This window comes from Enterobacter sp. SENG-6 (assembly GCF_001605945.1).
Taxonomy (GTDB): Bacteria; Pseudomonadota; Gammaproteobacteria; order Enterobacterales; family Enterobacteriaceae; genus Enterobacter; species Enterobacter cloacae.
In genome coordinates, this window is record NZ_LOMM01000010.1 from 68441 (window position 1) to 94898 (window position 26458).

Genomic DNA, 26458 nt, shown 5'->3' on the forward strand with positions numbered 1-26458 from the left:
TATTTGAAGGAATGAGCAATGACAAAAATAAAAAGCCAGGGAGACGGCCTTTTACCCGCTGTATCCCGACGTCAGTTTATCCAGGCCGGGTCGGCGCTTGCTGCCCTGCCGTTTGTCGCCCGCGTTGGCAAAGCAAAGGCGAGTGAAGACACCGCCGCACAAGACGAGCCTGGGGAAAACATTATTCAGACCTGCAGCACATTTGACTGCGGGGGGAAGTGTGATATTCGGGCCCACGTCAACGATGGCGTGGTGACCCGAATTTCTACGCGCCCGGATAAGGAGCTGGATCCGCAAATGCCGGTGATGCGCGCCTGCGTTCGTGGCCGGGCTTACCGGAAATTTGTTTACCATCCTGACCGTTTAAAATATCCGATGAAACGCGTGGGTAAGCGCGGTGAAGGAAAATTTGAACGTATTTCGTGGGATGAAGCTACCACGCTTATTGCCGAACGGTTAAAAACGATCACGCAACAATATGGCGCAGCCTCGCGCTATGTTCATGTGGGTACGGCGGTTTCCGGGGGCACCTTTTCCGGGGATAAGATGGTCCGTCGTTTGCTCAACTTAACCGGCGGATACCTTGAAAGCTATCATTCGGTCAGTATGGGCAATACAGCTGCCGCGACGCCTTACACCTACGGCACCGCCGCCAGCGGCAGTTCGCTGGATACACTGCAGGATACCCGGCTGGTGATCCTCTGGGGTCATAACCCAACGGAGACCATTTTTGGTCACAGCAACCACTATTTCCAGAGAATGAAGCAAAACGGCACGCGTTTTATCGTGGTTGATCCACGCTACTCAGATACCGTTTCATCCCTTGCCGATCAATGGATCCCCTTATTACCGACGACCGATAACGCGCTGATGGACGCGATGATGTACGTTATCGTCACGGAAAACCTGCACGATCGTGAATTTATTCAGCGCTATACGCTGGGCTTCGATGAAGCCTCAATGCCTGAAGGTGTGCCCGCCAACGAGTCTCTTGTCGCCTATCTGACCGGTGCGAAAGATGGAGTGGTGAAAACTCCCGAATGGGCAGAGCAAATTACCCATGTGCCAGCGCAGACCATCCGGCAGCTGGGACGCGACTATGCCACAACAAAACCTGCCGCGTTAATTCAGGGCTGGGGTCCACAGCGCCACAACTGCGGCGAACGCACCGCGCGTGGCTCTACGCTGCTGGCAACGCTGACGGGCAATGTTGGCGTAAAAGGTGGGTGGGCTGCAGGATATGGTGGTTGTGCCAACCGGAAATTTGCGGTCGGTCCTGACATGCCGGATAACCCGGTCAAAGCAAAAATATCGGTGATGAACTGGGTTCAGGCCGCTGACGATGCCTCACAGGTCACACCGGATGTCGGCCTGAAGGATGCTGAAAAGCTCGACAGTAATATCCGCATTCTGTTTTCTCTGGCGGGTAACTATCTTGCTAACCAGAACCCCGATCTGCATCAGGCGACACGGGTACTGGAAGACGAGTCGAAAATTCAGTTCATCGTGGCAAGCGATCTCTTCATGACGCCGAGCGCCCGCTATGCCGATCTTCTGCTGCCGGAAACCAGCTTTATGGAACGCTGGAATATCGGTGAAACCTGGGGGACCGCAAGCTATCTGATCCTCTCGGAAAAGCTGATCAAACCCGAATTTGAACGCCGTTCAGACTATGACTGGCTGCGCGAAGTAGCCGCTAAGCTGGGTATCGAACCGGCCTTCAGCCAGGGGCGGGATGAAAAGGCGTGGATTGAACACATATGGGAGCAGACTCGCCTGGCGATGCCAGAGGAAAACTTGCCTGACTTCGCGACGCTGCAAAAGACGCGGCAACATCTCTTCAAAAGCGCACCGTATGTCGCTTTTGAGGACAATATTCGCGACCCGCAAAATCATCCTTTCCCGACGCCATCCGGAAAAATTGAGATCTTCTCGAAGCGTCTTTACGACATGCATCACCCGGAAATCCCTGCGCTGTCGCATTACGTGCCAGCCCATGAAGGACCGGAGGATGAACTGGCGAAGACGTTCCCGTTACAGCTCATTACCTGGAAGGGGAAAAACCGCGCCAACTCCACTCAGTATGCCAACCCATGGCTGCTTGAGGTTCAACAGCAAAAGTTATGGATTAACCCACAGGACGCGCAAAAACGCGGTATTGCGCAGGGAGATACCGTGCGTATTCACAATGCACGGGGGATATGTGAAATCCCGGCCGAAGTCACGCCGCGCATCATTCCTGGCGTTGTTGCCATGCAGGCTGGCGCCTGGTGGCAGCCGGACGAGCGGGGCATTGATAAAGGTGGCTGCGCGAACGTGCTCAGCTCCGCCCGCATTACCGCACTTGCGAAAGGGAATTCTCATCAAACCATGCTGGTGGAGGTAGCAAAAGCATGAGTCAGTTTAAACACTACGCGCCGGTGAGCGACAAACAGCTGGGCTTCTATATCGACTCATCCCGCTGCTCGGGCTGCAAGGCCTGCCAGGTGGCATGCAAAGATAAAAACAACCTTGAACCCGGGCGTCGTTTCCGTCGCGTGTACGAAATCAACGGCGGGAATTTCATCCCAACCGGCCAGGGCGGCGTCAGCAATAACGTTTTTGCCTACACACTTTCTGTCTCCTGCAACCACTGTGCGGATCCTGTCTGCACCAAAAACTGCCCGACCACCGCGATGCATAAGCGTCCGGGTGACGGCATCGTGCGCGTCGATACGGATAAGTGCGTCGGCTGTGGATATTGTGCGTGGTCATGCCCCTATGGCGCGCCGCAGCTCAACGAGCAGACCGGGCAGATGTCCAAATGCGATTTTTGCGTGGATCTGCAGGCGAAAGGCGAACAGCCTGTCTGCGTGGCAACCTGTCCCCTTGAAGCGATCAAATTCGGGCCGATTGATGAACTTCGGGCGAAATACGGTGTGGTCTGTGACGTGAAGGGATTGCCTGATTCCTCCATCACCAAACCTAACCTGGTGATCAAAGCACATCAGGGCGCAGAGAAAGAGGGGACATGTCATGCATGAGTTACCGTTGCTGATTTTTACCCTGTTCCTTCAGGGATCGGTAGGCGTTACGCTCTGGCTGGCGCTCGGAGACGCGCAGGCTTCGCCGCGTAACGCGCTGCTGCCTGCTGCCGGGGCATTCGTGCTGGCCTGCCTGGGGCTGCTCGCCTCGGCGCTGCATATGGGCTACCCGCTCAATGCTCTCAACGCGCTGCGCCACGTATCCAGCTCCTGGCTGAGCCGTGAGATCGTATTTGCCAGCCTTTACCTTGCGGCGCTTGGTCTTGCGACGCTGCTGATGTTCGCGAAAAAACCAGGCTGGAAGCCGATTCTGGCGGTGGCGGGTCTTGTCGGGCTGGTGGACGTGTTCTGCATGGCGCAGATTTATATCCATTCGTCGGTTGTCACCTGGCAGCACATCAACACGCTGGTGCTGTTCATCGGCTCGGTGGGAATCATTGGCTCAGCCTGCGTGGCCGTTGGGGCGCCTTCCCGGATTAACCTGCGCGCGGCGGTTGTGATTATTACGCTGCTGGTGCTTGTGCGTCTGGTGATGCAGCCTGTCTGGCTGGCCGACATTACAGCCATGGACAACACCGTGGTGACATTCCCTCACGCTCCGTTATGGATGCTGGAGCAACTGCGCACGATGCATCTGCTGAGCTGGTGCGTTTCCGTTGCGGGCATGCTGTGTTTTGCCGCGGGCGGTCTGAAGGCCGCGCGAGGCCCGGTGCTGCTGGGCAGCGCATTACTGATTGTGGGTGAGCTGATGCTGCGCTTCGTTTTCTTCAGTATTGGCTGATGGCCGGATTAACGCTTATCCCGGCGATGGACGTGACGCATGCGTGCGTTCGTCGCCGTTTCCGCCATGCCTCCTGCCACGCCTGTGCGGACGCTTGCCCTGTGCAGGCGTTCTCTTTTACGGACTCGGGCGTTCTGATTGATGACAGCCGTTGTATTGAATGCGGTGACTGCCTGTTTGTCTGTCCAGCCGGAGCCATTACCGGCATCGTACCGCGAAAACGCTTTTTGCGTGGAGATGCGCTTGTCGGGCCGTTTACGGAACGCGCACCTGGAGTGAATGAGCTGCTACTGTGGCACGCGCAATACCGCGTTCGTTTTATCAGTATTGAGGTGGAGCACCATCCTGACTGGCTGCTGGCGCTTGCCCGGCTTAATCTTACGCTTCGCCGACGCGGTGAAGCGGCGTGGGCATTTAAGCTCATCCCGCACAACGAGGTGAATCTCGCCCGCCGTGCGCTAATGCACGTTCCCCGTGAGGATGTTCGTGCCTGTTGCGTCATGCCCGGCCTGCGTGAGTTGCGAAGGGCTTTTCCCGCGTTTAGCGAGGCAGAGATCGCTCTCGACGCCGGAAAGTGCGTGCTGTGCGGGGCGTGCTGGCGAAGCTGTCAGGAAAGGGCGATTCGTTTTGAGAACGCCAGTCTGAGGGTGGAAACCGAATATTGCACCGGTTGCGGTGGTTGTGAAGCGGTTTGCCAGCATGCGGCGATAAAAGTGACACAAACAGAGGGAATAGCGAAAACGGTAACCATGCCCGCATATGAGGCCATTTGCCAGACGTGCCGCCGTCGGTTCTGGTCATTTACGCCTGAAGAAAAGCAGTGCCCGCTCTGTTTCCACCATCACTACGGGATGCGAAATCTGTCCTGTTGCTAATCTTCGTCTCATTTTAAAAAAATGTTATGTATAACCATAGGCAATGGCGCCATTGCTCTTTATAATCCGCGCCACACCATACTCAGGTATGCAAAAACAACAGAACATTTTACAGAGGTTATCAATGGCTATTGAACGTACTTTTTCCATCATCAAACCAAACGCGGTGGCAAAAAACGTTATTGGCAGCATCTTCGCTCGCTTTGAATCAGCAGGGTTTAAGATCGTTGGCACCAAAATGCTGCATCTGACCGTTGAGCAGGCTCGCGGTTTCTACGCTGAGCATGAAGGTCGCCCATTCTTTGACGGTCTGGTTGAGTTCATGACCTCTGGCCCGATCGTGGTATCCGTGCTGGAAGGCGAAAATGCGGTACAGCGTCACCGTGACCTGCTGGGTGCAACCAACCCGGATAACGCGCTGGCAGGTACGCTGCGCGCTGACTACGCTGACAGCTTCACCGAGAACGGCACCCACGGTTCTGACTCTGTTGAATCTGCAGCGCGCGAAATCGCTTTCTTCTTCGCAGAAGGCGAAGTGTGTCCACGTACCCGTTAATTTAACGGTTTCGTTTACACATTATTTTCGTAAATGCCACGTGCAAACGTGGCATCCCTGCGCCAGACTTTGTACAATGCAACGCCCCGGACGAGCAGAACGCTTTCCGGGGCGTTTCTTTTCAACCCTCCATGGGCCATAACGTGTAACAACGAGGCCGGAAAATATTATGTCTGAATTAGTGAATACCTCCGAAGTCGCCACGCCTGCGGTTCCAAATAAAAATGGAAAAATTAACCTGCTGGATCTGAACCGTCAGCAGATGCGCGAGTTCTTTAAAGAGTTGGGCGAGAAGCCGTTTCGTGCCGATCAGGTCATGAAATGGATGTACCACTATTGCAGCGACAACTTTGATGACATGACTGACATCAACAAAGTGCTGCGCAACAAGCTCAAAGAAGTGGCTGAAATCCGCGCACCGGAAGTGGTGGAAGAACAACGCTCTTCAGATGGCACCATCAAATGGGCGATTGCCGTTGGCGATCAGCGTGTTGAAACCGTGTATATCCCGGAAGACGATCGCGCCACGCTGTGCGTCTCTTCTCAGGTTGGCTGTGCGCTGGAGTGCAAATTCTGCTCAACCGCGCAGCAAGGTTTTAACCGTAACCTGCGTGTATCGGAAATCATTGGCCAGGTCTGGCGTGCCGCGAAAATCGTTGGCGCGGCGAAAGTGACCGGAACCCGCCCAATTACCAACGTGGTGATGATGGGGATGGGTGAACCGCTGCTGAACCTGACTAACGTGGTTCCGGCAATGGAAATTATGCTGGACGATTTCGGTTTTGGCCTCTCCAAACGTCGCGTGACGCTCTCTACGTCAGGCGTGGTTCCGGCTCTGGATAAGCTGGGTGACATGATTGACGTGGCGCTGGCCATCTCTCTGCATGCGCCAAACGATGAAATCCGTGACGAAATTGTGCCGATCAACAAAAAGTACAATATCGAAACCTTCCTTGCGGCGGTGCGTCGCTACCTGGAAAAATCCAACGCCAACCAGGGCCGCGTAACTATCGAGTACGTGATGCTCGACCACGTGAACGACGGTACCGAGCATGCGCATGAACTGGCTGCACTGCTGAAAGATACGCCGTGCAAAATCAACCTGATCCCATGGAACCCGTTCCCGGGAGCGCCGTATGGCCGCAGCTCGAACAGCCGTATCGACCGTTTCTCGAAGGTGTTGATGGAGTACGGTTTCACCACCATAGTGCGTAAAACCCGTGGTGATGATATCGATGCCGCATGCGGTCAGCTGGCGGGTGATGTGATTGACCGAACCAAACGTACCCTGCGTAAACGCATGCAGGGCGAGACGATTGCGGTCAAAGCTGTTTGATTATTATGCAATCACGGCGCATTATTGCGCCGTGAAGCATAATCTTACTGAATAATCAGTCAGATTCGTGATGACTGAGTAATAATTACGGTGCGTTTCATACGACTTTCGGGCAGTATGTAACGACGTAACAACAGTTTAGCTTCACGGGCAGGGCGTACTGTCATCTCCGGGCTGACAGCCTTATACTGACTGTTCAAGGTTAACTGACCAGAAGTTTCGCGGTGCGGGTGGCATTGTGACTCACCGGCACCTGAACCCTTATTTTTCACGTACCAGTAGTTGTAGCGAATGAATACTGAAGCCACTCACGACCAACATGAAGCACTCTCCACTGGCGTTCGTCTTCGCAACGCCCGTGAACAACTCGGACTCAGCCAGCAAGCCGTTGCAGAACGCTTGTGCCTGAAGGTTTCCACGGTTCGCGATATTGAAGAAGATAAGGCACCTGCCGATCTGGCTTCAACATTCTTGCGCGGGTATATCCGCTCTTACGCAAAACTGGTGCACATCCCCGAAGACGAATTACTGCCAATGATGGAGAAGCAGGCACCGGTTCGTGCAGCCAAAGTTGCACCGATGCAGAGCTTCTCTTTGGGCAAACGTCGTAAAAAACGTGATGGCTGGCTGATGAGCTTCACCTGGCTGGTGCTGTTTGTGGTGGTCGGTCTGACCGGCGCATGGTGGTGGCAAAACCACAAGGCGCAGCAGGAAGAGATCACCACGATGGCCGATCAATCCTCTGCCGAACTTAACCAGGCCGGAAACGGTAACGCGCAGAGCGTGCCACTGAGCACCGACAGCGCGGCAACGACCAGCGAGCCACAAACCGCGACGACCGATACGCCAGCTACCGACGCTGCGCAGACCCCAGCGGCAACGGCTAACACGTCAGCGCCTCAGACGCAGGCTCCAGCGCAGGATCAAAACGCGGTGGTTGCACCTTCTCAGGCTCCTGTGGATACCGCAACGAACGCACCGGCGGCGAACACCGCTGCCCCCCTGCCGACCGATCAGGCCGGTGTCGCAACGCCCGCGGTTGACCCTAACGCGCTGGTGATGAATTTCACTGCTGACTGCTGGTTAGAAGTCACTGACGCAACAGGTAAAAAACTGTTCAGCGGCCTGCAGCGTAAAGATGGCACGTTAAACCTAACCGGTCAGGCACCGTATAAACTTAAAATCGGCGCTCCGGCAGCGGTACAGATCCAGTATCAAGGAAAACCTGTCGATCTGAGCCGCTTTATCAGAACTAACCAGGTTGCACGTCTTACCGTTAATGCCGAACAATCAGCAGCACAGTAACAGACGGGCTACGCGGGAGATTTTTCATGCATAACCAGGCTCCGATTCAACGTAGAAAATCAAAACGGATTTACGTTGGGAATGTGCCAATCGGCGATGGGGCGCCTATCGCCGTCCAGTCGATGACCAATACGCGCACCACGGATGTGGAAGCGACGGTCAACCAAATCAAAGCCTTAGAACGCGTAGGCGCGGACATTGTTCGCGTCTCCGTGCCAACCATGGACGCTGCAGAGGCGTTCAAACTGATCAAACAGCAGGTCAGTGTGCCGCTGGTTGCAGACATCCACTTCGACTACCGCATTGCGCTTAAAGTTGCCGAATACGGCGTCGACTGCCTGCGTATCAATCCAGGCAATATCGGTAACGAAGAGCGTATCCGCATGGTGGTGGACTGCGCACGCGATAAGAACATCCCCATCCGTATCGGCGTGAACGCCGGTTCTCTGGAAAAAGATCTGCAGGAAAAGTACGGCGAACCCACGCCGCAGGCGCTGCTTGAATCCGCGATGCGTCACGTTGATCATCTGGATCGTCTTAACTTCGATCAGTTCAAGGTCAGCGTAAAAGCCTCCGATGTCTTCCTGGCGGTAGAGTCGTATCGTCTGCTGGCTAAGCAGATCGATCAGCCCCTGCACCTTGGGATCACCGAGGCGGGTGGCCTGCGCAGTGGCTCTGTCAAATCAGCCATCGGCCTGGGTCTGCTGCTCTCGGAAGGGATCGGCGACACCCTGCGCGTTTCGCTGGCGGCCGATCCGGTCGAAGAGATCAAAGTTGGCTTCGACATTCTGAAATCACTGCGTATCCGCGCACGTGGGATCAACTTCATTGCCTGTCCAACCTGTTCACGTCAGGAGTTTGACGTCATCGGAACCGTGAATGCCCTGGAGCAGCGTCTTGAAGACATCATCACCCCAATGGACGTCTCCATCATCGGTTGTGTGGTGAATGGCCCGGGTGAAGCGCTGGTGTCAACGCTGGGCGTCACCGGCGGTAACAAGAAAAGTGGTCTCTATGAAGATGGCGTTCGTAAAGATCGTCTGGATAATAGTGATATGATCGACCAACTTGAAGCGCGCATTCGTGCCAAAGCGTCGATGATGGACGAAGCGCAGCGCATCAGCGTTCAGCAGGTTGAAAAATAACGTGATGGGAAGCGAAGTGCTTCCCATGTATGATTGAACCCATTCTTTGGGTTCTTTTTTGTATATAGAAAGAGAATAAACGTGGCAAAAAACATTCAAGCCATCCGCGGCATGAACGATTATCTGCCTGGCGAAACCGCCATCTGGCAGCGCATTGAAGGCACACTGAAACAGGTGCTCGGCAGCTACGGTTACAGCGAAATCCGTTTGCCGATTGTAGAGCAGACCCCGTTATTCAAACGCGCGATCGGCGAAGTGACCGACGTGGTTGAAAAAGAGATGTACACCTTTGAGGACCGCAACGGCGACAGCCTGACGCTGCGTCCTGAAGGTACGGCGGGCTGCGTACGCGCCGGCATCGAACATGGTCTCCTGTACAATCAGGAGCAGCGCCTGTGGTATATCGGCCCGATGTTCCGCCACGAACGTCCGCAGAAAGGTCGTTATCGCCAGTTCAACCAGCTGGGTGTGGAAGTGTTTGGCCTGCAAGGCCCCGACATTGACGCTGAGCTGATCATGCTGACCGCCCGCTGGTGGCGTGCGCTGGGCATCTCTGAGCACGTCTCTCTGGAGCTGAACTCTATCGGCTCTCTGGAAGCGCGTGCCAACTACCGCGATGCGCTGGTGGCGTTCCTTGAAGAGCACAAAGAGAAGCTGGACGAAGACTGCAAACGTCGCATGTACAGCAACCCGCTGCGCGTGCTTGATTCCAAAAATCCGGACGTGCAGGCGCTGCTGAACGATGCGCCTGCATTAGGCGATTACCTGGACGACGAGTCTCGCGAACACTTTGCTGGTCTTTGCAAACTGCTCGAAGCAGCAGGCATTGCCTATACCGTTAATCAGCGCCTGGTGCGCGGGCTGGACTACTATAACCGTACCGTGTTTGAGTGGGTTACTACCAGCCTCGGTTCGCAGGGCACCGTGTGTGCTGGCGGCCGTTATGACGGTCTGGTTGAGCAGCTTGGCGGCCGTGCCGCGCCTGCGGTTGGCTTCGCAATGGGCCTTGAGCGACTTGTTTTGCTGGTTCAGGCAGTTAATCCGGAATTTAAAGCAGATTCCGTTGTCGATATATACCTGGTGGCCTCAGGCGCGGAAACGCAGTCTGCGGCGATGCAGCTTGCTGAACGCGTGCGCGATGCACTGCCTGAGGTTAAGCTGATGACCAACCATGGCGGCGGCAACTTCAAAAAACAGTTTGCTCGTGCCGATAAGTGGGGCGCAAGTATTGCACTGGTGCTGGGTGAGTCCGAAGTGGCCAACGGCGAAGTGGTAGTGAAAGACCTGCGCTCTGGTGAGCAGACAACGGTAACGCAGGACGGCGTTGCGGCGCACTTGCGCACTCTATTGGGCTAAGGAGAAGGACTGCGTGGAAATTTACGAGAACGAACACGACCAGGTCGACGCGATCAAACGCTTCTTTGCTGAAAACGGCAAAGCGCTGGTTGTTGGGGTGATTTTAGGTGTAGGTGCATTGATTGGCTGGCGCTACTGGAACAATCATCAGGCGGATTCCGCGCGCGGCGCGTCTCTGTCCTATGAAAATACCGTGAGCGCCATTCGTGCCGATCAGCCGCAAACGCTGACGGCAGCAGAGAAATTTGCCGCTGACAACAAAAACACCTACGGTGCGCTGGCCGCGCTGGAAGTGGCTCAGCAGTACATTGACAAGAACGAACTGGATAAAGCGGCTGCCCAGCTGTCGCAGGGGCTTGCGGCCGCCAGCGATGACAACCTGAAAGCGGTTATCAATCTGCGCCTGGCCCGTATCCAGGTTCAGCAGAAAAAAGCTGATGAAGCGCTGAAAACGCTCGATACCATCAAAGGCGAAGGTTTTGCTGCCATCGTTGCCGATCTGCGCGGTGAAGCACTGCTGAGCAAAGGTGATAAAGCGGGCGCGCGTAAAGCGTGGCAAGCTGGTGTAGATAGCAATGCATCCCCTGCGCTGAGCGAAATGATGCAGATGAAAATAAATAATTTGTCCGTCTGAGAGGGACCCGATGCAATTGCGTAAATTACTTCTGCCAGGACTGCTTTCTGTTACGTTATTGAGTGGCTGTTCACTGTTCAGTGGCGAAGAAGACGTTGTGAAAATGTCCCCGCTGCCGACGGTTGAAAACCAGTTTACCCCGTCAACCGCGTGGAGTACTTCCGTGGGGGATGGAATTGGTGATTTCTATTCCAACCTGCACCCGGCTTTTGCTGACAGCGTTATCTATGCGGCTGACCGTAAAGGTACCGTAAAAGCGCTTAACGCCGATGACGGAAAAGAAGTGTGGTCCGTTAACCTGGCGGAAAAAGACGGCTGGTTCTCCCGTAAACCTGCACTGCTGTCTGGCGGCCTGACCGTTGCCGGTGGTCACGTATACGTGGGAAGCGAAAAAGCACAGGTCTATGCCCTGAACACCAGCGACGGTTCTGTTGCCTGGCAAACCACGGTTGCCGGTGAGTCTCTGTCTCGTCCGGTGGTGAGCGACGGCCTGGTGCTGATCCACACCAGCAACGGCCAGCTACAGGCGCTGAACGAAGCCGATGGTCTGGTGAAATGGACCGTCAACCTGGATATGCCATCACTCTCCCTGCGCGGCGAATCTGCCCCGGCGACAGCCTTTGGTGCTGCCATTGTGGGTGGTGATAACGGTCGTGTGAGCGCGGTGCTGATGCAGCAAGGTCAGATGATCTGGCAGCAGCGTATTTCTCAGGCGACGGGGTCAACTGAAATCGACCGTCTGAACGACGTCGACACGACGCCTGTTATCGTCAACGGTGTGGTTTATGCGTTGGCGTACAACGGCAACCTGACCGCGCTCGATCTGCGCAGTGGCCAGATCATGTGGAAACGTGAACTGGGCTCAGTGAATGATTTCATTGTTGATGGTAACCGTATCTATATGGTTGACCAGAACGACCGTCTGCTGGCGCTGAGCACCGATGGCGGCGTGACGCTGTGGACGCAAAGCGATCTGCTGCACCGTCTGCTGACCGCACCGGCGCTGTACAACGGTAGCCTGGTGGTGGGTGATAGCGAAGGCTACATGCACTGGATCGATCCGGAGACGGGCCGCTTTACTGCGCAGCAAAAAGTCGACAGCTCTGGCTTCCTCACCGACCCGGTTGTGGCTGACGGCAAACTGCTGATTCAGGCAAAAGACGGCACGCTGTACGCGATCACGCGTTAATTACCCGGCGGTTGTAGTATACTAAACGGCTCCTGTTCACTCAGGAGCCGTTTTGACATTTTTAAAAACGCTGCGAAAGCGACGTTATTTTGAATTTTATGAGGCTTCAAACATGGTACCTGTGGTCGCGCTTGTCGGGCGCCCTAACGTTGGAAAATCCACTCTTTTTAACCGTTTAACACGCACCCGTGATGCGCTGGTTGCGGATTTCCCGGGGCTGACGCGTGACCGTAAGTACGGTCGTGCAGAGGTGGAAGGACGCGAGTTCATCTGTATCGATACCGGTGGTATCGACGGGACAGAAGACGGCGTTGAAACCCGCATGGCGGAGCAGTCTCTGCTGGCCATCGAAGAGGCAGATGTGGTGCTGTTTATGGTGGATGCCCGTGCTGGCCTGATGCCTGCGGATTCCGCCATTGCTAAACATCTGCGTTCGCGTGAAAAACCGACCTTCCTGGTGGCGAACAAAACTGATGGTATCGATGCCGATCAGGCGATCGCCGATTTCTGGTCTTTAGGTCTGGGTGATATCTACCCGATCGCCGCATCGCATGGCCGCGGCGTAACCAGCCTGCTGGAAACCGTTCTGCTGCCGTGGGTTGACGAAGTGAACCCGCCGGAAGAGGTGGACGAAGACGCGGCATACTGGGCGCAGTTCGAAGACGGTGAAGAAGGCGAAGAAGAAGAGCCTGAAGAGACATTCAACCCGCAGGATCTGCCGATTAAACTGGCCATTGTGGGGCGTCCAAACGTAGGTAAGTCTACGCTCACTAACCGTATTCTGGGCGAAGAGCGTGTGGTGGTATACGACATGCCGGGCACCACCCGCGACAGCATCTACATCCCGATGGAGCGTGATGAGCGTGAGTATGTGCTCATCGACACCGCGGGCGTGCGTAAGCGCGGAAAAATCACCGATGTGGTGGAAAAATTCTCCGTCATCAAAACCCTGCAGGCGATTGAAGATGCCAACGTTGTGCTGTTGGTTATCGACGCGCGTGAAGGTATCTCCGATCAGGACTTGTCGCTGCTGGGCTTTATCCTCAATAGTGGGCGCTCACTGGTTATCGTGGTGAACAAATGGGATGGCCTGAGCAATGAAGTTCGTGAGCAGGTGAAAGAGACGCTGGACTTCCGTCTGGGCTTCATCGATTTTGCTCGCGTGCATTTTATCTCTGCGCTGCACGGCAGCGGTGTGGGTAACCTGTTCGACTCTGTGCGTGAAGCGTATGATAGCTCCACCCGTCGTCAGAGCACCGCTATGCTGACCCGCATCATGAACATGGCAGCAGAAGACCATCAGCCGCCGCTGGTGCGTGGCCGTCGCGTGAAGCTCAAATACGCCCACGCCGGTGGTTATAACCCGCCAATCGTGGTGATTCACGGCAACCAGGTGAAAGACCTGCCGGATTCCTACAAGCGTTATCTGATGAACTACTTCCGTAAATCGCTGGACGTGATGGGCACCCCTATCCGTATCCAGTTCAAGGAAGGGGATAACCCGTTTGCCAACAAGCGCAACACCCTGACGCCAAACCAGATGCGTAAGCGTAAGCGTTTGATTAAGCACATTAAGAAAAGCAAATAAGCTTTGCGATCTTACAAAAACCCGCGCCTGTCGCGGGTTTTTTTCGCCCATACAAAACGCCTGTCTTCCCTGTGTGATGTCAATCACTATTCGCTTTTAACCATGTTTAAATCTAAGAAAGTAGACAATCGTCGAATTTTCATCTTAAAGTCCAGGGTCTGGTACTAGACAAAACTAGCGCCTGGTTATCAAATGGTTAACTCATTTTTCGCCGCATGTAAAAAATCGGTCAGATACGTAACTGGCCGGCGTACGCGCGGTGCTTTCAGCACAACGACATACCTTTTGGGAGAATTATGCAATCCTCTGTTAATCAAAAAGAAAGCCGAACGTTCTTCGGCCATCCTTATCCGCTCGGTTCGCTGTTCTTTACCGAGATGTGGGAGCGTTTCTCGTTTTACGGCATTCGTCCGTTACTGATCCTCTTTATGGCCGCCACCGTCTATGACGGCGGCATGGGGCTGGCGCGTGAAAACGCCTCGGCGATTGTCGGTATCTTCGCCGGTACCATGTACCTGGCCGCGCTGCCGGGTGGCTGGCTGGCCGATAACTGGCTCGGCCAGCAGCGAGCCGTGTGGTACGGTTCGATTCTGATTGCACTCGGCCACCTGTCGATTGCGCTCTCGGCGGTGATGGGGAACAACCTGTTCTTTATCGGCCTGATGTTTATTGTGCTGGGATCGGGCCTGTTCAAGACCTGTATCTCCGTGATGGTCGGCACCCTGTATAAAAAAGGCGATGCGCGTCGTGACGGCGGATTCTCGCTGTTCTATATGGGCATCAACATGGGCTCGTTCATTGCGCCGCTGATTTCCGGCTGGTTGATTAAAACCCACGGCTGGCACTGGGGCTTTGGTATTGGCGGCATAGGGATGCTGGTGGCGCTGATTATCTTCCGCGTGTTTGCTGTCCCGTCCATGAAGCGCTACGACAGCGAAGTGGGCCTCGATTCCACCTGGAACAGCCCGGTGGTCAAACGCAACGGCGTGGGCGCGTGGCTGCTGGCGCTGGCGGTTGGGGTGGCGGTTCTCGTCACGTTGATCGCCCAGGGGGTCATTGTGATTAACCCGGTCGCGGTGGCCAGTATGCTGGTCTATGTGATTGCGGCATCCGTTGCGCTCTACTTTATTTATCTGTTCATCTTCGCGGGTCTGACCCGTAAAGAGCGCGCCAGACTGCTGGTCTGCTTTATCCTGCTGGTTTCCGCTGCGTTCTTCTGGTCCGCGTTTGAACAGAAACCGACTTCCTTTAACCTGTTTGCCAACGACTACACCAATCGCATGATCGGTGATTTCGAAATTCCGGCAGTATGGTTCCAGTCGATCAACGCCCTGTTCATCATTCTGCTGGCACCGGTATTCAGCTGGGCGTGGCCGAAGCTTGCCACCATGAACATTCGCCCTAGCAGTATCACCAAGTTTGTTATCGGTATTCTCTGTGCGGCGGCGGGCTTTGGCCTGATGATGCTGGCGGCGCAGAATGTGCTGAGCAACGGCGGGGCAGGCGTTTCGCCGTTCTGGCTGGTAGGCAGTATTTTGATGCTGACGCTGGGTGAGCTGTGTCTGAGCCCGATTGGTCTGGCTACCATGACCCTGCTGGCACCAGAAAGAATGCGCGGCCAGATGATGGGGCTGTGGTTCTGCGCAAGTGCGTTGGGTAACCTGGCTGCCGGTCTGATTGGCGGCCACGTGAAGGCCGACCAGCTGGATATGCTGCCGGATCTCTTCGCGCGTTGCTCCATCGCGCTGCTGATTTGTGCTGCGGTACTGATCGTTCTCATTGTGCCGGTTCGCCGCATGCTGGAAAATGCCCGGACGAAACCTGCCACTGAGGCGGTATAATCGATCTGCCGGGGCGACCGCTTCGCCCCGGCAACCTGCTTAAGGAGTTACTATGTCGATCGCCTGTCCGACCTGCCATACCGAGCTGGAGCCGCAAAACGGCGTGGCTTACTGCGAACACTGTCATAAAGATATTGCGCTCGAAGCCCGCTGCCCGGAGTGCCATCAGCCACTCCAGGTATTAAAGGCCTGCGGTGCGGTGGACTATTTCTGCCAGAACGGCCACGGCCTGATCTCTAAAAAACGCGTGGAGTTCGTCCCTGTCGGGGCTTAATCACACACGCAGCCTTCACCTTTCTGCCAGAGTTCAACCAGCGATTCGGGCGCTTCCTGCTCCGGTACCAGCACAATAATATCGGTATACTGTGCTTCGTTGTGCCGGGTCCAGAAGATCTGGATACGAAAATAACGCTGGTCACCGCTGCCTGGTGACGACGTCTGACCAGGCGGTTGCCCACGCGGAATGGCCTGCTCCAGAATACTTACCACGCGCTGACGCTGCGCCTCATTGAGAGATGAGAGCGTGATGGTACGCTGGCCGTTCAGCTTGGGAATAAAAGCGACGCCGCCTTCCCGGGCCAGCTCAACCACGGCGTCATCCGTCAGTTCCGGAACCTGCATTTACAGCACTCCCACCTGTTCCCAGGCTTGTCTTATCGCCGCCCCAACGTCGCTGCCCGAGCGCTTTTCGCCGTGGGCTATCGTCAGTTTTGCGAAGGCATCAAAATCCGCATCTTGTGGCAGATTGCGATCGCAAACTGTGTCGTACCAGGCATAACCCGCTTTTTCCCAGGCATAGCCGCCGATTGCCGTTGCGGCCAGATAAAACGCCCGGTTGGGAATGCCTGAGTTCAGGTGGACGCCGCCGTTATCTTCACGCGTTTTGATAAAATCCTTCATGTGCGCCGGTTGCGGATCTTTACCGAGCAGAGGATCGTCATAGGCGGTGCCCGGCTCCGACATGGAGCGCAGCCCTTTGCCGTTAATCCCTTTCGCCAGCAGACCTTCGCCAATCAGCCAGTCGGCCTGGTCGGCGGTTTGCTTCAGGTGATACTGTTTAACCAGCGAGCCAAACACGTCCGACAGGGACTCATTCAGCGCACCCGATTGTTCAAAATAGATCAGCCCGGCTTCGGTCTCGGTAACGCCATGGCTGAGTTCGTGCGCCACAACGTCGATGGCAATGGTAAAACGGTTAAATATTTCCCCGTCGCCATCGCCAAAGACCATCTGCTGACCGTTCCAGAAGGCGTTCTGGTATTCCCGGCCATAGTGCACGGTGCCGGTGAGGATCAGGCCTTTATTATCGAGCGAGTCACGCTCGTATTCTTTCCAGAAGAAATCGTGGGTGATGCCTAAATAATCATAGGCTTCATCGACGGCCACATCCCCATTGGACGGCTGGCCTTCATAGCGCACCTGCGTGCCCGGCAGCTCCTGGGTCTGTTTCGCATCGTAGATATCACGCTCCAGCTGTCCGGCTTTGCTCACGTGCGGCGCGGCAGGTTTGCCAGGCATGTGGGCCATCAGCGTCTGAACATGGGTTAAAGTCTGGCGGGCGCAGCGCTGCTGCGGCTCTGAACCGCTTTCGATAATACGACGAAGAATATAGGGGGGGATCACGCTGTGAATTCGGGTCATGCAACTCTCCTGTTTTCTGGCAATGCCGAAAAAAGAATCTTCTTAAGTGTAAAACATTAAACCGGTGCTGGTTGTAAGTCGGACAATTCGTCTCCTTAAAAACTGGCGCAACGCTTCACCACCGTTTAGGTTTTTTAAACGGCATTAACTAAGAGGAGCGTAATGAACAGGCAGACTTCGCTGAGCATAACCGGGTTTTCAATCATCGCGGTGACCTATGGTATGGCAAGGTTTTCGTGGGGCCTGATGCTGCCTGATATCCGCCAGGCTATCCCTTTCACCCCGCAGGTGGCGGGGTTTATAGCCTCCTGTAGTTATGCGGCGTATTGCATGTCGATATTTATGGCCTCATACCTTATTGCGCGCGTTGGGCCTCGTTTGCCCGCCTTGCTGGCGGCCATCGCCGCCGCCGCGGGGTTGTTCATTCTCGCGACTTCGGCACATTCAACGATGCTGGCGATAGGTTTATTTATTGCCGGGCTGAGCTCCGGCCTGGCCTCACCGGCCCTTGCCGGGGCGGTTAATGACAGGATCGCCTCCGACCGTCAGCTCCATGTGAATACCACCATCAATGCCGGAACGAGCGGTGGGATCATTCTCTCGGTGCCCGTTCTGTTTTTCATGCCCGGGGGCTGGCGGGCAGCCTGCGTTGTGTTCGCCATTATGGCGCTGCTGTGCCTGCCGGCTTTGTGGCGGTATCTGCCGTCATCTGCGGCGAAATCCCGTGAGTCAACGCCAAAGGTGCTATCTATCGTACGCAAATCCGGCATGTTTCGGCTGCTGGGGATTGCCTTTATCAGCGGTATGGCCAGCGCCGCATGGTGGAGCTTTGGCCCGGAAATACTTATGCGTCACACGGAGCTGGATAGCGCAGCGACCAATATTCTCTGGCTGATAAGCGGCGGGGCGGGGATTGTTGCCATATTTACCGGAAGTATGGCAAGGCGTATCGGCATGCGGGGGGTCTATCGTTTATCCCAGATCTTCATGGCCATTTCTCTGGCGGTTCTGACAGTAAGCCACGGTTTCTCCTGGTGGCTTATTCCGGCAGTGGCCATGAGCGGCGCGGGGTATGTGATTTTGTCCGGGGTATTGCTGGTGAAGGGGGCAGAGATCGCACATCCTTCACCTGCGGCTGGAGTCAGCCTGGCCTTTCTTATGCTGGCAGGTGGGCAGGTTGTGGGGGCTATCCTTTTTGGCCTGCTTCTGGGGTTAACGAGCGCAGTGGCTGCGCTGGCGATTTTTTCAGGCATGTCCTGGCTGATGCTAGCCGTCACGCCAGAGAGCCATCGCTGATTACGCCTTTTTACGGGCGCGAGGTTTTTTTACCGGCATCACGCCTTTCACTTCGCTTTCCACCCAGCCGTCCGACAGACGGGTGGTCAGCACGTCTCCGGCTTTCACCTGTTTGGTTTGCTTCAGCACTTTGCCGTCAGTGGCGGTGGTAACGCTATAGCCGCGTGCCAGGGTAGAAAGTGGGCTAACCGCTTCAAGATGGGTCACCGCATTGCCAAAGCGTTCGCGGGTGGTGCTAAGTCGTGCCCGGACAGTTTCTGCCAGACGATACTCCAGCTGCTGAATGCGCGTTTGTGCGCGGTAAATTTTCGGCTGCGGGTTTTGCTGATTCAGGCGCTGCGTCACGCGCTGCTGACGCGACATCGCGCGCTTGAGTTGATTATCCAGCGCGAAGTTCATCCGCTGGCGCAGACGCTCCAGCACGGTTTGCTGACGCGCAAGGCGAAGCTGTGGATGCTGCTGCTGCAGGCGGTGATGAAGCTGGGTAAAGCGGCGGGTACGGTTAGCGAGGAAGTAGTCCATCGCCATCTCCAGGCGCTGCTGGCCGTTCTGGATCTGACGCAGCAGCTCCAGCTGATTGCGGCTCACCACTTCTGCCGCAGCAGACGGCGTAGGTGCGCGTAAATCCGCAACGAAATCGGCTATCGTCACATCCGTTTCATGCCCGACCGCGCTCACGATGGGAATAGCACTCGCAAAAATCGCCCGTGCCACGCGCTCGTCGTTGAAGCTCCACAAATCTTCCAGCGAGCCGCCGCCACGCCCAACGATTAATACGTCGCACTCCTGACGCACGTTCGCCAGCTCAATGGCACGCACAATCTGGCCTGGTGCATCGTCACCCTGAACAGCGGTCGGGTAGATGATAACGGGCAGGGAAGGATCGCGACGCTTGAGGACGTGCAAAATATCGTGCAGCGCGGCACCGGTTTTCGAAGTGATTACCCCAACGCAGTGGGCTGGTGAGGGCAGGGGCTTTTTATACTGCTGGTCGAACAACCCCTCTTGCGAAAGCGCAGCCTTAAGCTGTTCATACTTCTGCTGGAGTAAGCCTTCGCCCGCAGGTTGCATGCTCTCGACGATAATCTGGTAGTCGCCGCGCGGTTCATACAATGTGATATTGGCGCGCACCAGCACCTGCTGGCCATGCTGAGGACGAAACGTCACGCGGCGGTTGCTGTTGCGGAACATGGCGCAGCGCACCTGGGCAGTGTCGTCTTTTAAAGTAAAGTACCAGTGGCCGGAAGCGGGCTGCGTGAAGTTAGAGATCTCACCGCTGATCCAGACCTGCCCCATTTCATGCTCAAGCAGCAAACGCACCGTCTGATTCAGGCGGCTGACAGTATAAATTGAGGGGGATTGAGAGGATAACATGTGAGCGGGATCAAATTCTAAATCAGCAAGTTATTCAGTCGATAGTAACCTGCTGAGAGGGGAGTGCAAGGTTTTTTTATAAAAAAGTGTGGATGCAATCGGTTACGCTCTGTATAATGCCACGGCAATATTTAACCACCCAGGTCAGAGATATTGCCCATGCTACGTATCGCTAAAGAAGCACTGACGTTTGACGACGTCCTCCTCGTTCCCGCTCACTCCACCGTTCTGCCGAATACTGCCGATCTCAGCACGCAGTTGACGAAAACCATTCGCCTGAACATTCCTATGCTCTCTGCGGCAATGGACACCGTGACTGAAGCGCGCCTGGCTATTGCCCTGGCACAGGAAGGTGGCATTGGCTTTATTCACAAAAACATGTCTATCGAGCGTCAGGCTGAAGAAGTTCGCCGCGTGAAGAAGCATGAATCCGGCATCGTATCCGATCCACAGACCGTTCTGCCAACCACCACCCTGCACGAAGTGAAAGCCCTGACCGAACGTAACGGCTTTGCCGGTTACCCGGTGGTGACCGAAGAGAACGAGCTGGTGGGTATCATCACCGGCCGTGACGTGCGTTTCGTGACCGACCTGAACCAGCCGGTTAGCGTATATATGACGCCAAAAGAGCGTCTGGTGACCGTGCGTGAAGGTGAAGCGCGTGATGTCGTCTTCGCAAAAATGCACGAAAAACGCGTTGAGAAAGCGCTGGTTGTGGATGCGAACTTCCACCTGCGCGGTATGATCACCGTTAAAGACTTCCAGAAAGCAGAACGTAAACCTAACGCCTGTAAAGACGAGCATGGCCGTCTGCGCGTAGGCGCTGCGGTTGGCGCAGGTGCCGGTAACGAAGAGCGTGTTGATGCGCTGGTTGCCGCAGGCGTTGACGTGCTGCTGATTGACTCCTCCCACGGCCACTCCGAAGGCGTTCTGCAACGTATTCGCGACACCCGTGCGAAATATCCTGATCTGCAGATCATCGGCGGTAACGTGGCGACGGGCGCAGGTGCTCGCGCGCTGGCTGATGCAGGTTGCAGCGCGGTGAAAGTGGGTATCGGCCCTGGCTCCATCTGTACAACCCGTATCGTGACCGGTGTAGGTGTTCCACAGATCACTGCGGTTTCTGACGCGGTTGAAGCGCTGGAAGGCACCGGTATTCCGGTCATCGCAGACGGCGGTATCCGCTTCTCTGGCGACATCGCTAAGGCGATCGCCGCAGGTGCTTCCGCGGTGATGGTTGGCTCCATGCTGGCAGGGACTGAAGAATCCCCGGGTGAAATCGAACTCTACCAGGGCCGTTCTTACAAATCTTACCGCGGTATGGGCTCTCTGGGCGCGATGTCCAAAGGTTCTTCTGACCGTTACTTCCAGACCGATAATGCCGCTGACAAACTGGTGCCGGAAGGTATCGAAGGCCGCGTTGCCTATAAAGGCCGTCTGAAAGAGATCATTCACCAGCAGATGGGCGGCCTGCGCTCCTGTATGGGTCTGACCGGCTGTGGTACCATTGACCTGCTGCGTACTAAAGCGGAATTCGTACGCATCAGCGGTGCGGGTATCCAGGAGAGCCACGTTCACGACGTGACGATCACCAAAGAGTCCCCGAACTACCGTCTGGGCTCCTGATAAGTTTCCGCGCCCGGCTCATGCCGGGCGCTCTGTTTTTGTTTCACTTGCCTCGGAATTAGCGTCAATGACGGAAAACATTCATAAACATCGCATTCTCATCCTGGACTTTGGTTCTCAGTACACTCAGCTGGTGGCGCGTCGCGTGCGTGAGCTGGGCGTTTACTGTGAACTGTGGGCGTGGGATGTCACGGAAGCACAGATTCGCGAATTCAATCCAAGCGGCATTATTCTGTCCGGCGGCCCGGAAAGCACCACCGAAGAGAACAGCCCGCGTGCGCCGCAGTATGTGTTCGAAGCGGGCGTGCCGGTATTCGGCGTCTGCTACGGTATGCAGACCATGGCAATGCAGCTGGGCGGCCACGTAGAAGGCTCCAACGAGCGTGAGTTTGGCTACGCACAGGTTGAAGTGGTGAACGACAGCGCGCTGGTGCGCGGTATCGAAGACTCCCTGACCGCAGACGGCAAACCGCTGCTGGACGTGTGGATGAGCCACGGCGATAAAGTGACCGCTATCCCGTCCGACTTCGTGACCGTTGCCAGCACCGAAAGCTGCCCGTTCGCGATTATGGCGAACGAAGAGAAACGCTTCTACGGCGTGCAGTTCCACCCGGAAGTGACCCACACCCGCCAGGGTATGCGCATGCTGGAGCGCTTCGTGCGCGATATCTGCCAGTGTGAAGCGCTGTGGACCCCGGCTAAAATCATCGACGATGCCGTTGAGCGTATCCGTCAGCAGGTTGGCGATGACAAAGTCATTCTCGGCCTGTCCGGTGGCGTTGACTCCTCCGTAACCGCGATGCTGCTGCACCGCGCTATCGGTAAAAACCTGACCTGCGTATTCGTGGACAACGGTCTGCTGCGTCTGAATGAAGCCCAGCAGGTCATGGACATGTTTGGTGACCACTTCGGTCTGAACATCGTTCACGTGGAAGGCGAACAGCGCTTCCTGGACGCGCTGGCCGGTGTCAACGATCCGGAAGCCAAACGTAAGATCATCGGCCGCGTCTTCGTGGAAGTGTTCGACGAAGAAGCGCTGAAGCTGGAAGACGTGAAGTGGCTGGCACAGGGCACAATCTACCCTGACGTGATCGAGTCTGCGGCATCCGCAACCGGTAAAGCACACGTCATCAAATCTCACCACAACGTGGGCGGCCTGCCGAAAGAGATGAAGATGGGTCTGGTTGAACCGCTGCGTGAGCTGTTCAAAGACGAAGTGCGTAAGATCGGTCTGGAATTGGGTCTGCCGTACGATATGCTCTACCGTCACCCGTTCCCGGGTCCGGGTCTGGGCGTGCGTGTGCTGGGCGAAGTGAAGAAAGAGTACTGCGACCTGCTGCGTCGCGCGGATGCTATCTTCATCGAAGAGCTGCACAAAGCTGACCTGTATAACAAAGTGAGCCAGGCGTTCACCGTGTTCCTGCCAGTTCGCTCCGTCGGCGTTATGGGCGATGGCCGTAAGTACGACTGGGTTGTTTCCCTGCGTGCGGTGGAAACCATCGACTTCATGACCGCGCACTGGGCGCACCTGCCGTATGACTTCTTAGGCCGTGTGTCTAACCGCATCATCAACGAAGTGAACGGTATTTCCCGCGTGGTGTATGACATCAGCGGTAAGCCACCGGCTACGATTGAGTGGGAATGATTTCGCGTCTGGCATAGACAGGCACCCAAGAGCATTAATACACCATTAAGCCCGCGTATTTGCGGGCTTTTTCGTTATTGACGTAGCACTGTCTCGCAAATTATCACATCATCAAGCACCTCGTTTCTATGGAATAGTAGATGGTACGATTTGAACCTGATGCCATGTTCAACACTCGATACCATGTTGCTCCTGATGGGGTGGTCATAGTATTGAATTCATATAATGCATTGTTCTGTAATTTTTTTATGGGAAATGCGAGGGTTTTTGAGCATGATATTTTTGAGAGGAAACTCAACCCGACCATGCTGACTGATACTAAGCTGCGCAACCTCAAGCCAAAGGACAAACTCTGAAAAGTGAATGACCGTGACGGCCTCTACGTTGCCATCACGCCAGTGGGTTCGATTTCAGTCCGCTACAACTACTCTAACCATGGCAGGTAGGAGACAATCACTTTCGGCCGCTACGGTGTCGGAGAGATCATGCTAGTGGAAGTCCGCGAACGACTGGGCGAAGCCAAGAAGATGATCGCCTCAGGGAAATCTCCAGCCGAAGAGAAGACACTGGACAAAGCCCGCGTTGAGGACGCTGAAAACTTTGGCGACTGAGGAGAAAAGTGGCTAGGGTCTCCACCTCAGCCCCATTCCTCGCCTGCGGCCCGACGGCAGCTTGCTCTGCGAGTCTGACAGTCGCTGCCGAGACGAAGGAGCCACGGGCACCGAAACGAGTCATTTCTCACAGTTGTTGGTATGGCCCATTTGCAATTTATCTTTGTGCAATAAGCTGTCTTTTTTATTAATTGCTGCGTGTATGATGAATATGCAGTAATGACAATTTGTTGGGGGGATTCTGTCCGTTCAGATTCTTGCTGTTGCAGATGCACGACGCTTATAGTGCGGATAAGGATTTTCTGTAATTAACCTTCGCTGCTCGAAGTGCCTCCGCACTTCGAGGGCTGTTGAAGTAGGTGGGTATGACGGCAGTCGAGCTACCAGAGGATTTTTTTGCAAATATACAAGGGGTTTTCCGCAAAACACCTGTTTTACTTATTGGGTCGGGGTTCTCATGTGGTTATGGCCTGCCAGGGATGGGGGCGTTGGCTGAGCATCTGGCTAATAACGTTTATGGCGCACTCGCGACGGATTCGGCACGGAATGCTTGGACCCAATCAATTAATGCGATAAAGGAGAATTTGGAGACAGGCTTAAATAATATTCCACTTGGAATGGCGGGGTGGGATGAGATTTTGTCGGCAATCCGTGGGGAAACAGCGAAGCTAATTCTTGATAAAGCAATAGCGGCAGAGGCGCAAATTCTTGTCGAAAAAATAGCGGACCACCATGCCCCCTCACGCCTTCTGAAGCGTCTATTTTTAGGATCTCCTCAGAATGCGGAAAGTATTCATGTCATCACGACAAATTACGATACCCTGCTAGAGCTCTTTTGCGACCTGGCAGAGTTGCCGTTAGACACTGGATTTATGGGGTTTCGACGGCGTAGGCCGCGACCTCATCCGCTTTTTCAAACTCAATACAGCCGAGTGTTAGTAGCCGAGAAGCGCCAACAGCAGGTCGATCACCGTCTATGTAAAACGGTGCGATTATACAAACCGCACGGTTCTATCAGTTGGTTGACAACAAAAGATGGACCAATTGAAGTACTAAATGACGTATCTGTTGCTGAGCGAGCTATTGTTGTGCCGGGCCCTTCGAAGTACCAAGACGCATTAGTCAACACCCTATTTGACGCAATGCGTACTGAGATGAATCAGGTACTTGCGGAGGCTCAAGCTCTCCTGTGTATAGGTTTCGGGTTCAACGATGATCATTTACAAGGCGTTATCAAACACCGTTTGGCGGCTGGAATGCCTGCAATCATAGTCACTCGTGATTCAACCTCCAGCATTGATCGGTTGCTCGGTGAACATCCTCACGTGATCGCTTTGTTTAAGGATGGTGATGGAGCTATTTGTCATTGGAATGGTGAGCAGTTCAGAGTGTCCGAGCCTCTTTGGCAACTTGACGATTTCCTCAAAAAATTTCTGGAGTGAGAGCGCGATGAGTATTTTTTAATTTTTCAGAAGAGCAATCCTTGGGCGAAGTTCGCAGTGTTGAAACCTCAAGAATAACTGTGCGAGTGACTGACGGCCAGCGTTTACAGAAAGCACGAGTTGGAAGATTAGTAGCTATTCAATCTGTAGGAGATGAATGGTTAATTGGAATTATCGAAAGAGTTTGGCGACATCCAGTAGAGTTGCCTTCGTTTCCAGAAGTAGATGAAATAATTGATTTGTCAGCAGTGCCGCAAGAAGAAAATGGAATTTCTATAAGTTTGGTAGGAACTTATCGTTCTCGTGATGGCCTGCGAAAGGATATATTTACGCGTGCAGTATTTATATTGCCAGAGATTAATAGGTCAGTGTTCCCTATTGAGGAAAAGTCACTCGAAGATTTTATGGGTATATTAAGCGCGTCATCTAAAGCTGATGCAGTCGCGCCGCTCAAAGTGGGTACTTATACTTTAGATGGCAAAGCTAGTGCTTATATTGACGGTGATAAACTTTTTCAACGTCATGCGGCGTTATTGGGGAGCACCGGTTCAGGGAAATCTTTTACAGTTGCTTCCATACTTGAACAGTCTGCGCAGCTAGCTCACGCCAATATTGTTGTTCTTGACTTACATGGCGAATATTCCAGTATGAAGTTCGCTTCCCATTATCGTATCGCGGGCATTAGCGATATTAAGGCGAAGGGGGATGGTGCAATTTTTCTGCCGTTCTGGTTGCTGACCTATGATGAGATGCAATCGGTATTTGTTGATCGTTCGGGAGATAATGCACCTAATCAGGCTCTGGCCCTTATGGATTCCGTGGTAGAGATGAAGCGTGCTGCCATAGCGGCGCTTGGCAAACATGAATTACTTGAAGGTTTTACAGTCGATACGCCAGTACCTTACAAATTAGATGACTTGGTTGAATCCCTTGATAAGAAAAATGAAGAAGTTATTCCAACTGGGGAAGAATACGTCACTGGGGCGAAGAAGGGGCAGCCTAAGACTGAAAAAGGTCCGTTGAACGGCAAACTCTCTCGATTCCTCATTCGGTTGAGGACAAAAATGAATGATCGACGTTATGCCTTCATGTATCAATCTCCCAAGGAATTGAAGTGGTTTACTGAATTTGGCCACCTGAACAGAGGTGATATGCTCACCTCAGAACAACACAGGTGCCATAATGAAAAAAAGA

At 54.6% G+C, this 26458-nt stretch carries 22 protein-coding genes and 1 pseudogene; 20 read left to right on the top strand and 3 right to left on the bottom strand.

Features of this window, described 5'->3' with window-relative positions; translation table 11 throughout:
• Window positions 1-18: 18 nt before the first annotated feature.
• From AX755_RS06215 to AX755_RS06280, 14 genes are all read left to right on the top strand, one after another.
• A complete protein-coding gene (locus AX755_RS06215) occupies window positions 19-2397 on the top strand; it encodes a DMSO/selenate family reductase complex A subunit (RefSeq protein ID WP_062856467.1) in 2379 nt (792 codons plus the stop codon).
• Window positions 2394-3023, top strand: a complete 630-nt coding sequence (locus tag AX755_RS06220; RefSeq protein ID WP_062856468.1) for a DMSO/selenate family reductase complex B subunit — start codon at window positions 2394-2396, stop codon at window positions 3021-3023. The genes AX755_RS06215 and AX755_RS06220 overlap by 4 nt, the downstream gene beginning before the upstream one ends.
• A complete protein-coding gene (locus AX755_RS06225; protein ID WP_062856469.1) occupies window positions 3016-3804 on the top strand; it encodes a dimethyl sulfoxide reductase anchor subunit family protein in 789 nt (262 codons plus the stop codon). The genes AX755_RS06220 and AX755_RS06225 overlap by 8 nt, the downstream gene beginning before the upstream one ends.
• Complete coding sequence (locus AX755_RS06230; protein WP_062856470.1) at window positions 3804-4679, top strand: 4Fe-4S binding protein; 876 nt, start codon at window positions 3804-3806, stop codon at window positions 4677-4679. Before AX755_RS06225 ends, AX755_RS06230 begins: the two co-directional genes overlap by 1 nt.
• A gap of 124 nt (window positions 4680-4803) precedes the next feature.
• Window positions 4804-5235, top strand: coding sequence for a nucleoside-diphosphate kinase (gene ndk, locus AX755_RS06235; RefSeq protein WP_003860625.1), 432 nt, complete (start codon window positions 4804-4806; stop codon window positions 5233-5235).
• Window positions 5236-5404: 169 nt separating this feature from the next.
• Window positions 5405-6571 (top strand): bifunctional tRNA (adenosine(37)-C2)-methyltransferase TrmG/ribosomal RNA large subunit methyltransferase RlmN, encoded by a 1167-nt coding sequence (locus AX755_RS06240; RefSeq protein ID WP_013098279.1) that lies wholly within the window; start codon window positions 5405-5407, stop codon window positions 6569-6571.
• Between the two features lie 291 nt (window positions 6572-6862).
• A complete protein-coding gene (gene rodZ, locus AX755_RS06245) occupies window positions 6863-7876 on the top strand; it encodes a cytoskeleton protein RodZ (RefSeq protein WP_023620375.1) in 1014 nt (337 codons plus the stop codon).
• A 26-nt stretch (window positions 7877-7902) separates the two neighbouring features.
• Window positions 7903-9021, top strand: coding sequence for a flavodoxin-dependent (E)-4-hydroxy-3-methylbut-2-enyl-diphosphate synthase (gene ispG, locus AX755_RS06250; protein WP_013098277.1), 1119 nt, complete (start codon window positions 7903-7905; stop codon window positions 9019-9021).
• 81 nt (window positions 9022-9102) lie between these two features.
• Window positions 9103-10377, top strand: coding sequence for a histidine--tRNA ligase (hisS, locus tag AX755_RS06255; protein WP_013098276.1), 1275 nt, complete (start codon window positions 9103-9105; stop codon window positions 10375-10377).
• Window positions 10378-10390: 13 nt separating this feature from the next.
• A complete protein-coding gene (locus AX755_RS06260; RefSeq protein WP_013098275.1) occupies window positions 10391-11011 on the top strand; it encodes a YfgM family protein in 621 nt (206 codons plus the stop codon).
• Between the two features lie 10 nt (window positions 11012-11021).
• Complete coding sequence (gene bamB, locus AX755_RS06265; protein WP_029882244.1) at window positions 11022-12200, top strand: outer membrane protein assembly factor BamB; 1179 nt, start codon at window positions 11022-11024, stop codon at window positions 12198-12200.
• Between the two features lie 112 nt (window positions 12201-12312).
• Complete coding sequence (gene der / locus AX755_RS06270; RefSeq protein WP_029882245.1) at window positions 12313-13788, top strand: ribosome biogenesis GTPase Der; 1476 nt, start codon at window positions 12313-12315, stop codon at window positions 13786-13788.
• 296 nt (window positions 13789-14084) lie between these two features.
• The gene (locus AX755_RS06275; RefSeq protein ID WP_013098271.1) at window positions 14085-15629 is read left to right on the top strand and encodes a peptide MFS transporter; all 1545 of its coding nucleotides are present in this window, start codon (window positions 14085-14087) and stop codon (window positions 15627-15629) included.
• A 52-nt stretch (window positions 15630-15681) separates the two neighbouring features.
• A complete protein-coding gene (locus AX755_RS06280; RefSeq protein WP_023620378.1) occupies window positions 15682-15903 on the top strand; it encodes a zinc ribbon domain-containing protein in 222 nt (73 codons plus the stop codon).
• Here AX755_RS06280 and AX755_RS06285 read toward each other — a convergent pair.
• A complete protein-coding gene (locus tag AX755_RS06285) occupies window positions 15900-16250 on the bottom strand; it encodes a protealysin inhibitor emfourin (RefSeq protein WP_062856471.1) in 351 nt (116 codons plus the stop codon). The genes AX755_RS06280 and AX755_RS06285 overlap by 4 nt on opposite strands.
• Window positions 16251-17270 (bottom strand): M4 family metallopeptidase, encoded by a 1020-nt coding sequence (locus AX755_RS06290; RefSeq protein ID WP_062856472.1) that lies wholly within the window; start codon window positions 17268-17270, stop codon window positions 16251-16253.
• A gap of 162 nt (window positions 17271-17432) precedes the next feature.
• Between AX755_RS06290 and AX755_RS06295 the strand changes: the two genes are divergently transcribed.
• Window positions 17433-18566, top strand: a complete 1134-nt coding sequence (locus AX755_RS06295) for an MFS transporter (RefSeq protein WP_062856473.1) — start codon at window positions 17433-17435, stop codon at window positions 18564-18566.
• On the opposite strand, the gene xseA is transcribed toward AX755_RS06295, so the two are convergent.
• Window positions 18567-19940, bottom strand: coding sequence for an exodeoxyribonuclease VII large subunit (gene xseA, locus AX755_RS06300; protein WP_062856474.1), 1374 nt, complete (start codon window positions 19938-19940; stop codon window positions 18567-18569).
• A gap of 159 nt (window positions 19941-20099) precedes the next feature.
• Here xseA and guaB point away from each other — a divergent pair, with 159 nt between their 5' ends.
• From guaB to AX755_RS06325, 5 genes and pseudogenes are all read left to right on the top strand, one after another.
• Complete coding sequence (gene guaB, locus AX755_RS06305; RefSeq protein ID WP_013098265.1) at window positions 20100-21566, top strand: IMP dehydrogenase; 1467 nt, start codon at window positions 20100-20102, stop codon at window positions 21564-21566.
• Between the two features lie 67 nt (window positions 21567-21633).
• A complete protein-coding gene (guaA, locus tag AX755_RS06310) occupies window positions 21634-23211 on the top strand; it encodes a glutamine-hydrolyzing GMP synthase (protein WP_013098264.1) in 1578 nt (525 codons plus the stop codon).
• Between the two features lie 359 nt (window positions 23212-23570).
• Window positions 23571-23819: pseudogene (locus AX755_RS25730) on the top strand (Arm DNA-binding domain-containing protein); the annotation flags it as partial.
• 368 nt (window positions 23820-24187) lie between these two features.
• Window positions 24188-25264 carry an SIR2 family protein gene (locus tag AX755_RS06320; RefSeq protein ID WP_021241837.1) on the top strand — a complete coding sequence of 359 codons (1077 nt, stop codon included), beginning with the start codon at window positions 24188-24190 and terminating at the stop codon, window positions 25262-25264.
• A gap of 41 nt (window positions 25265-25305) precedes the next feature.
• A partial coding sequence (locus AX755_RS06325; RefSeq protein ID WP_231883350.1) for an ATP-binding protein occupies window positions 25306-26458 on the top strand: 1153 nt, incomplete at its 3' end.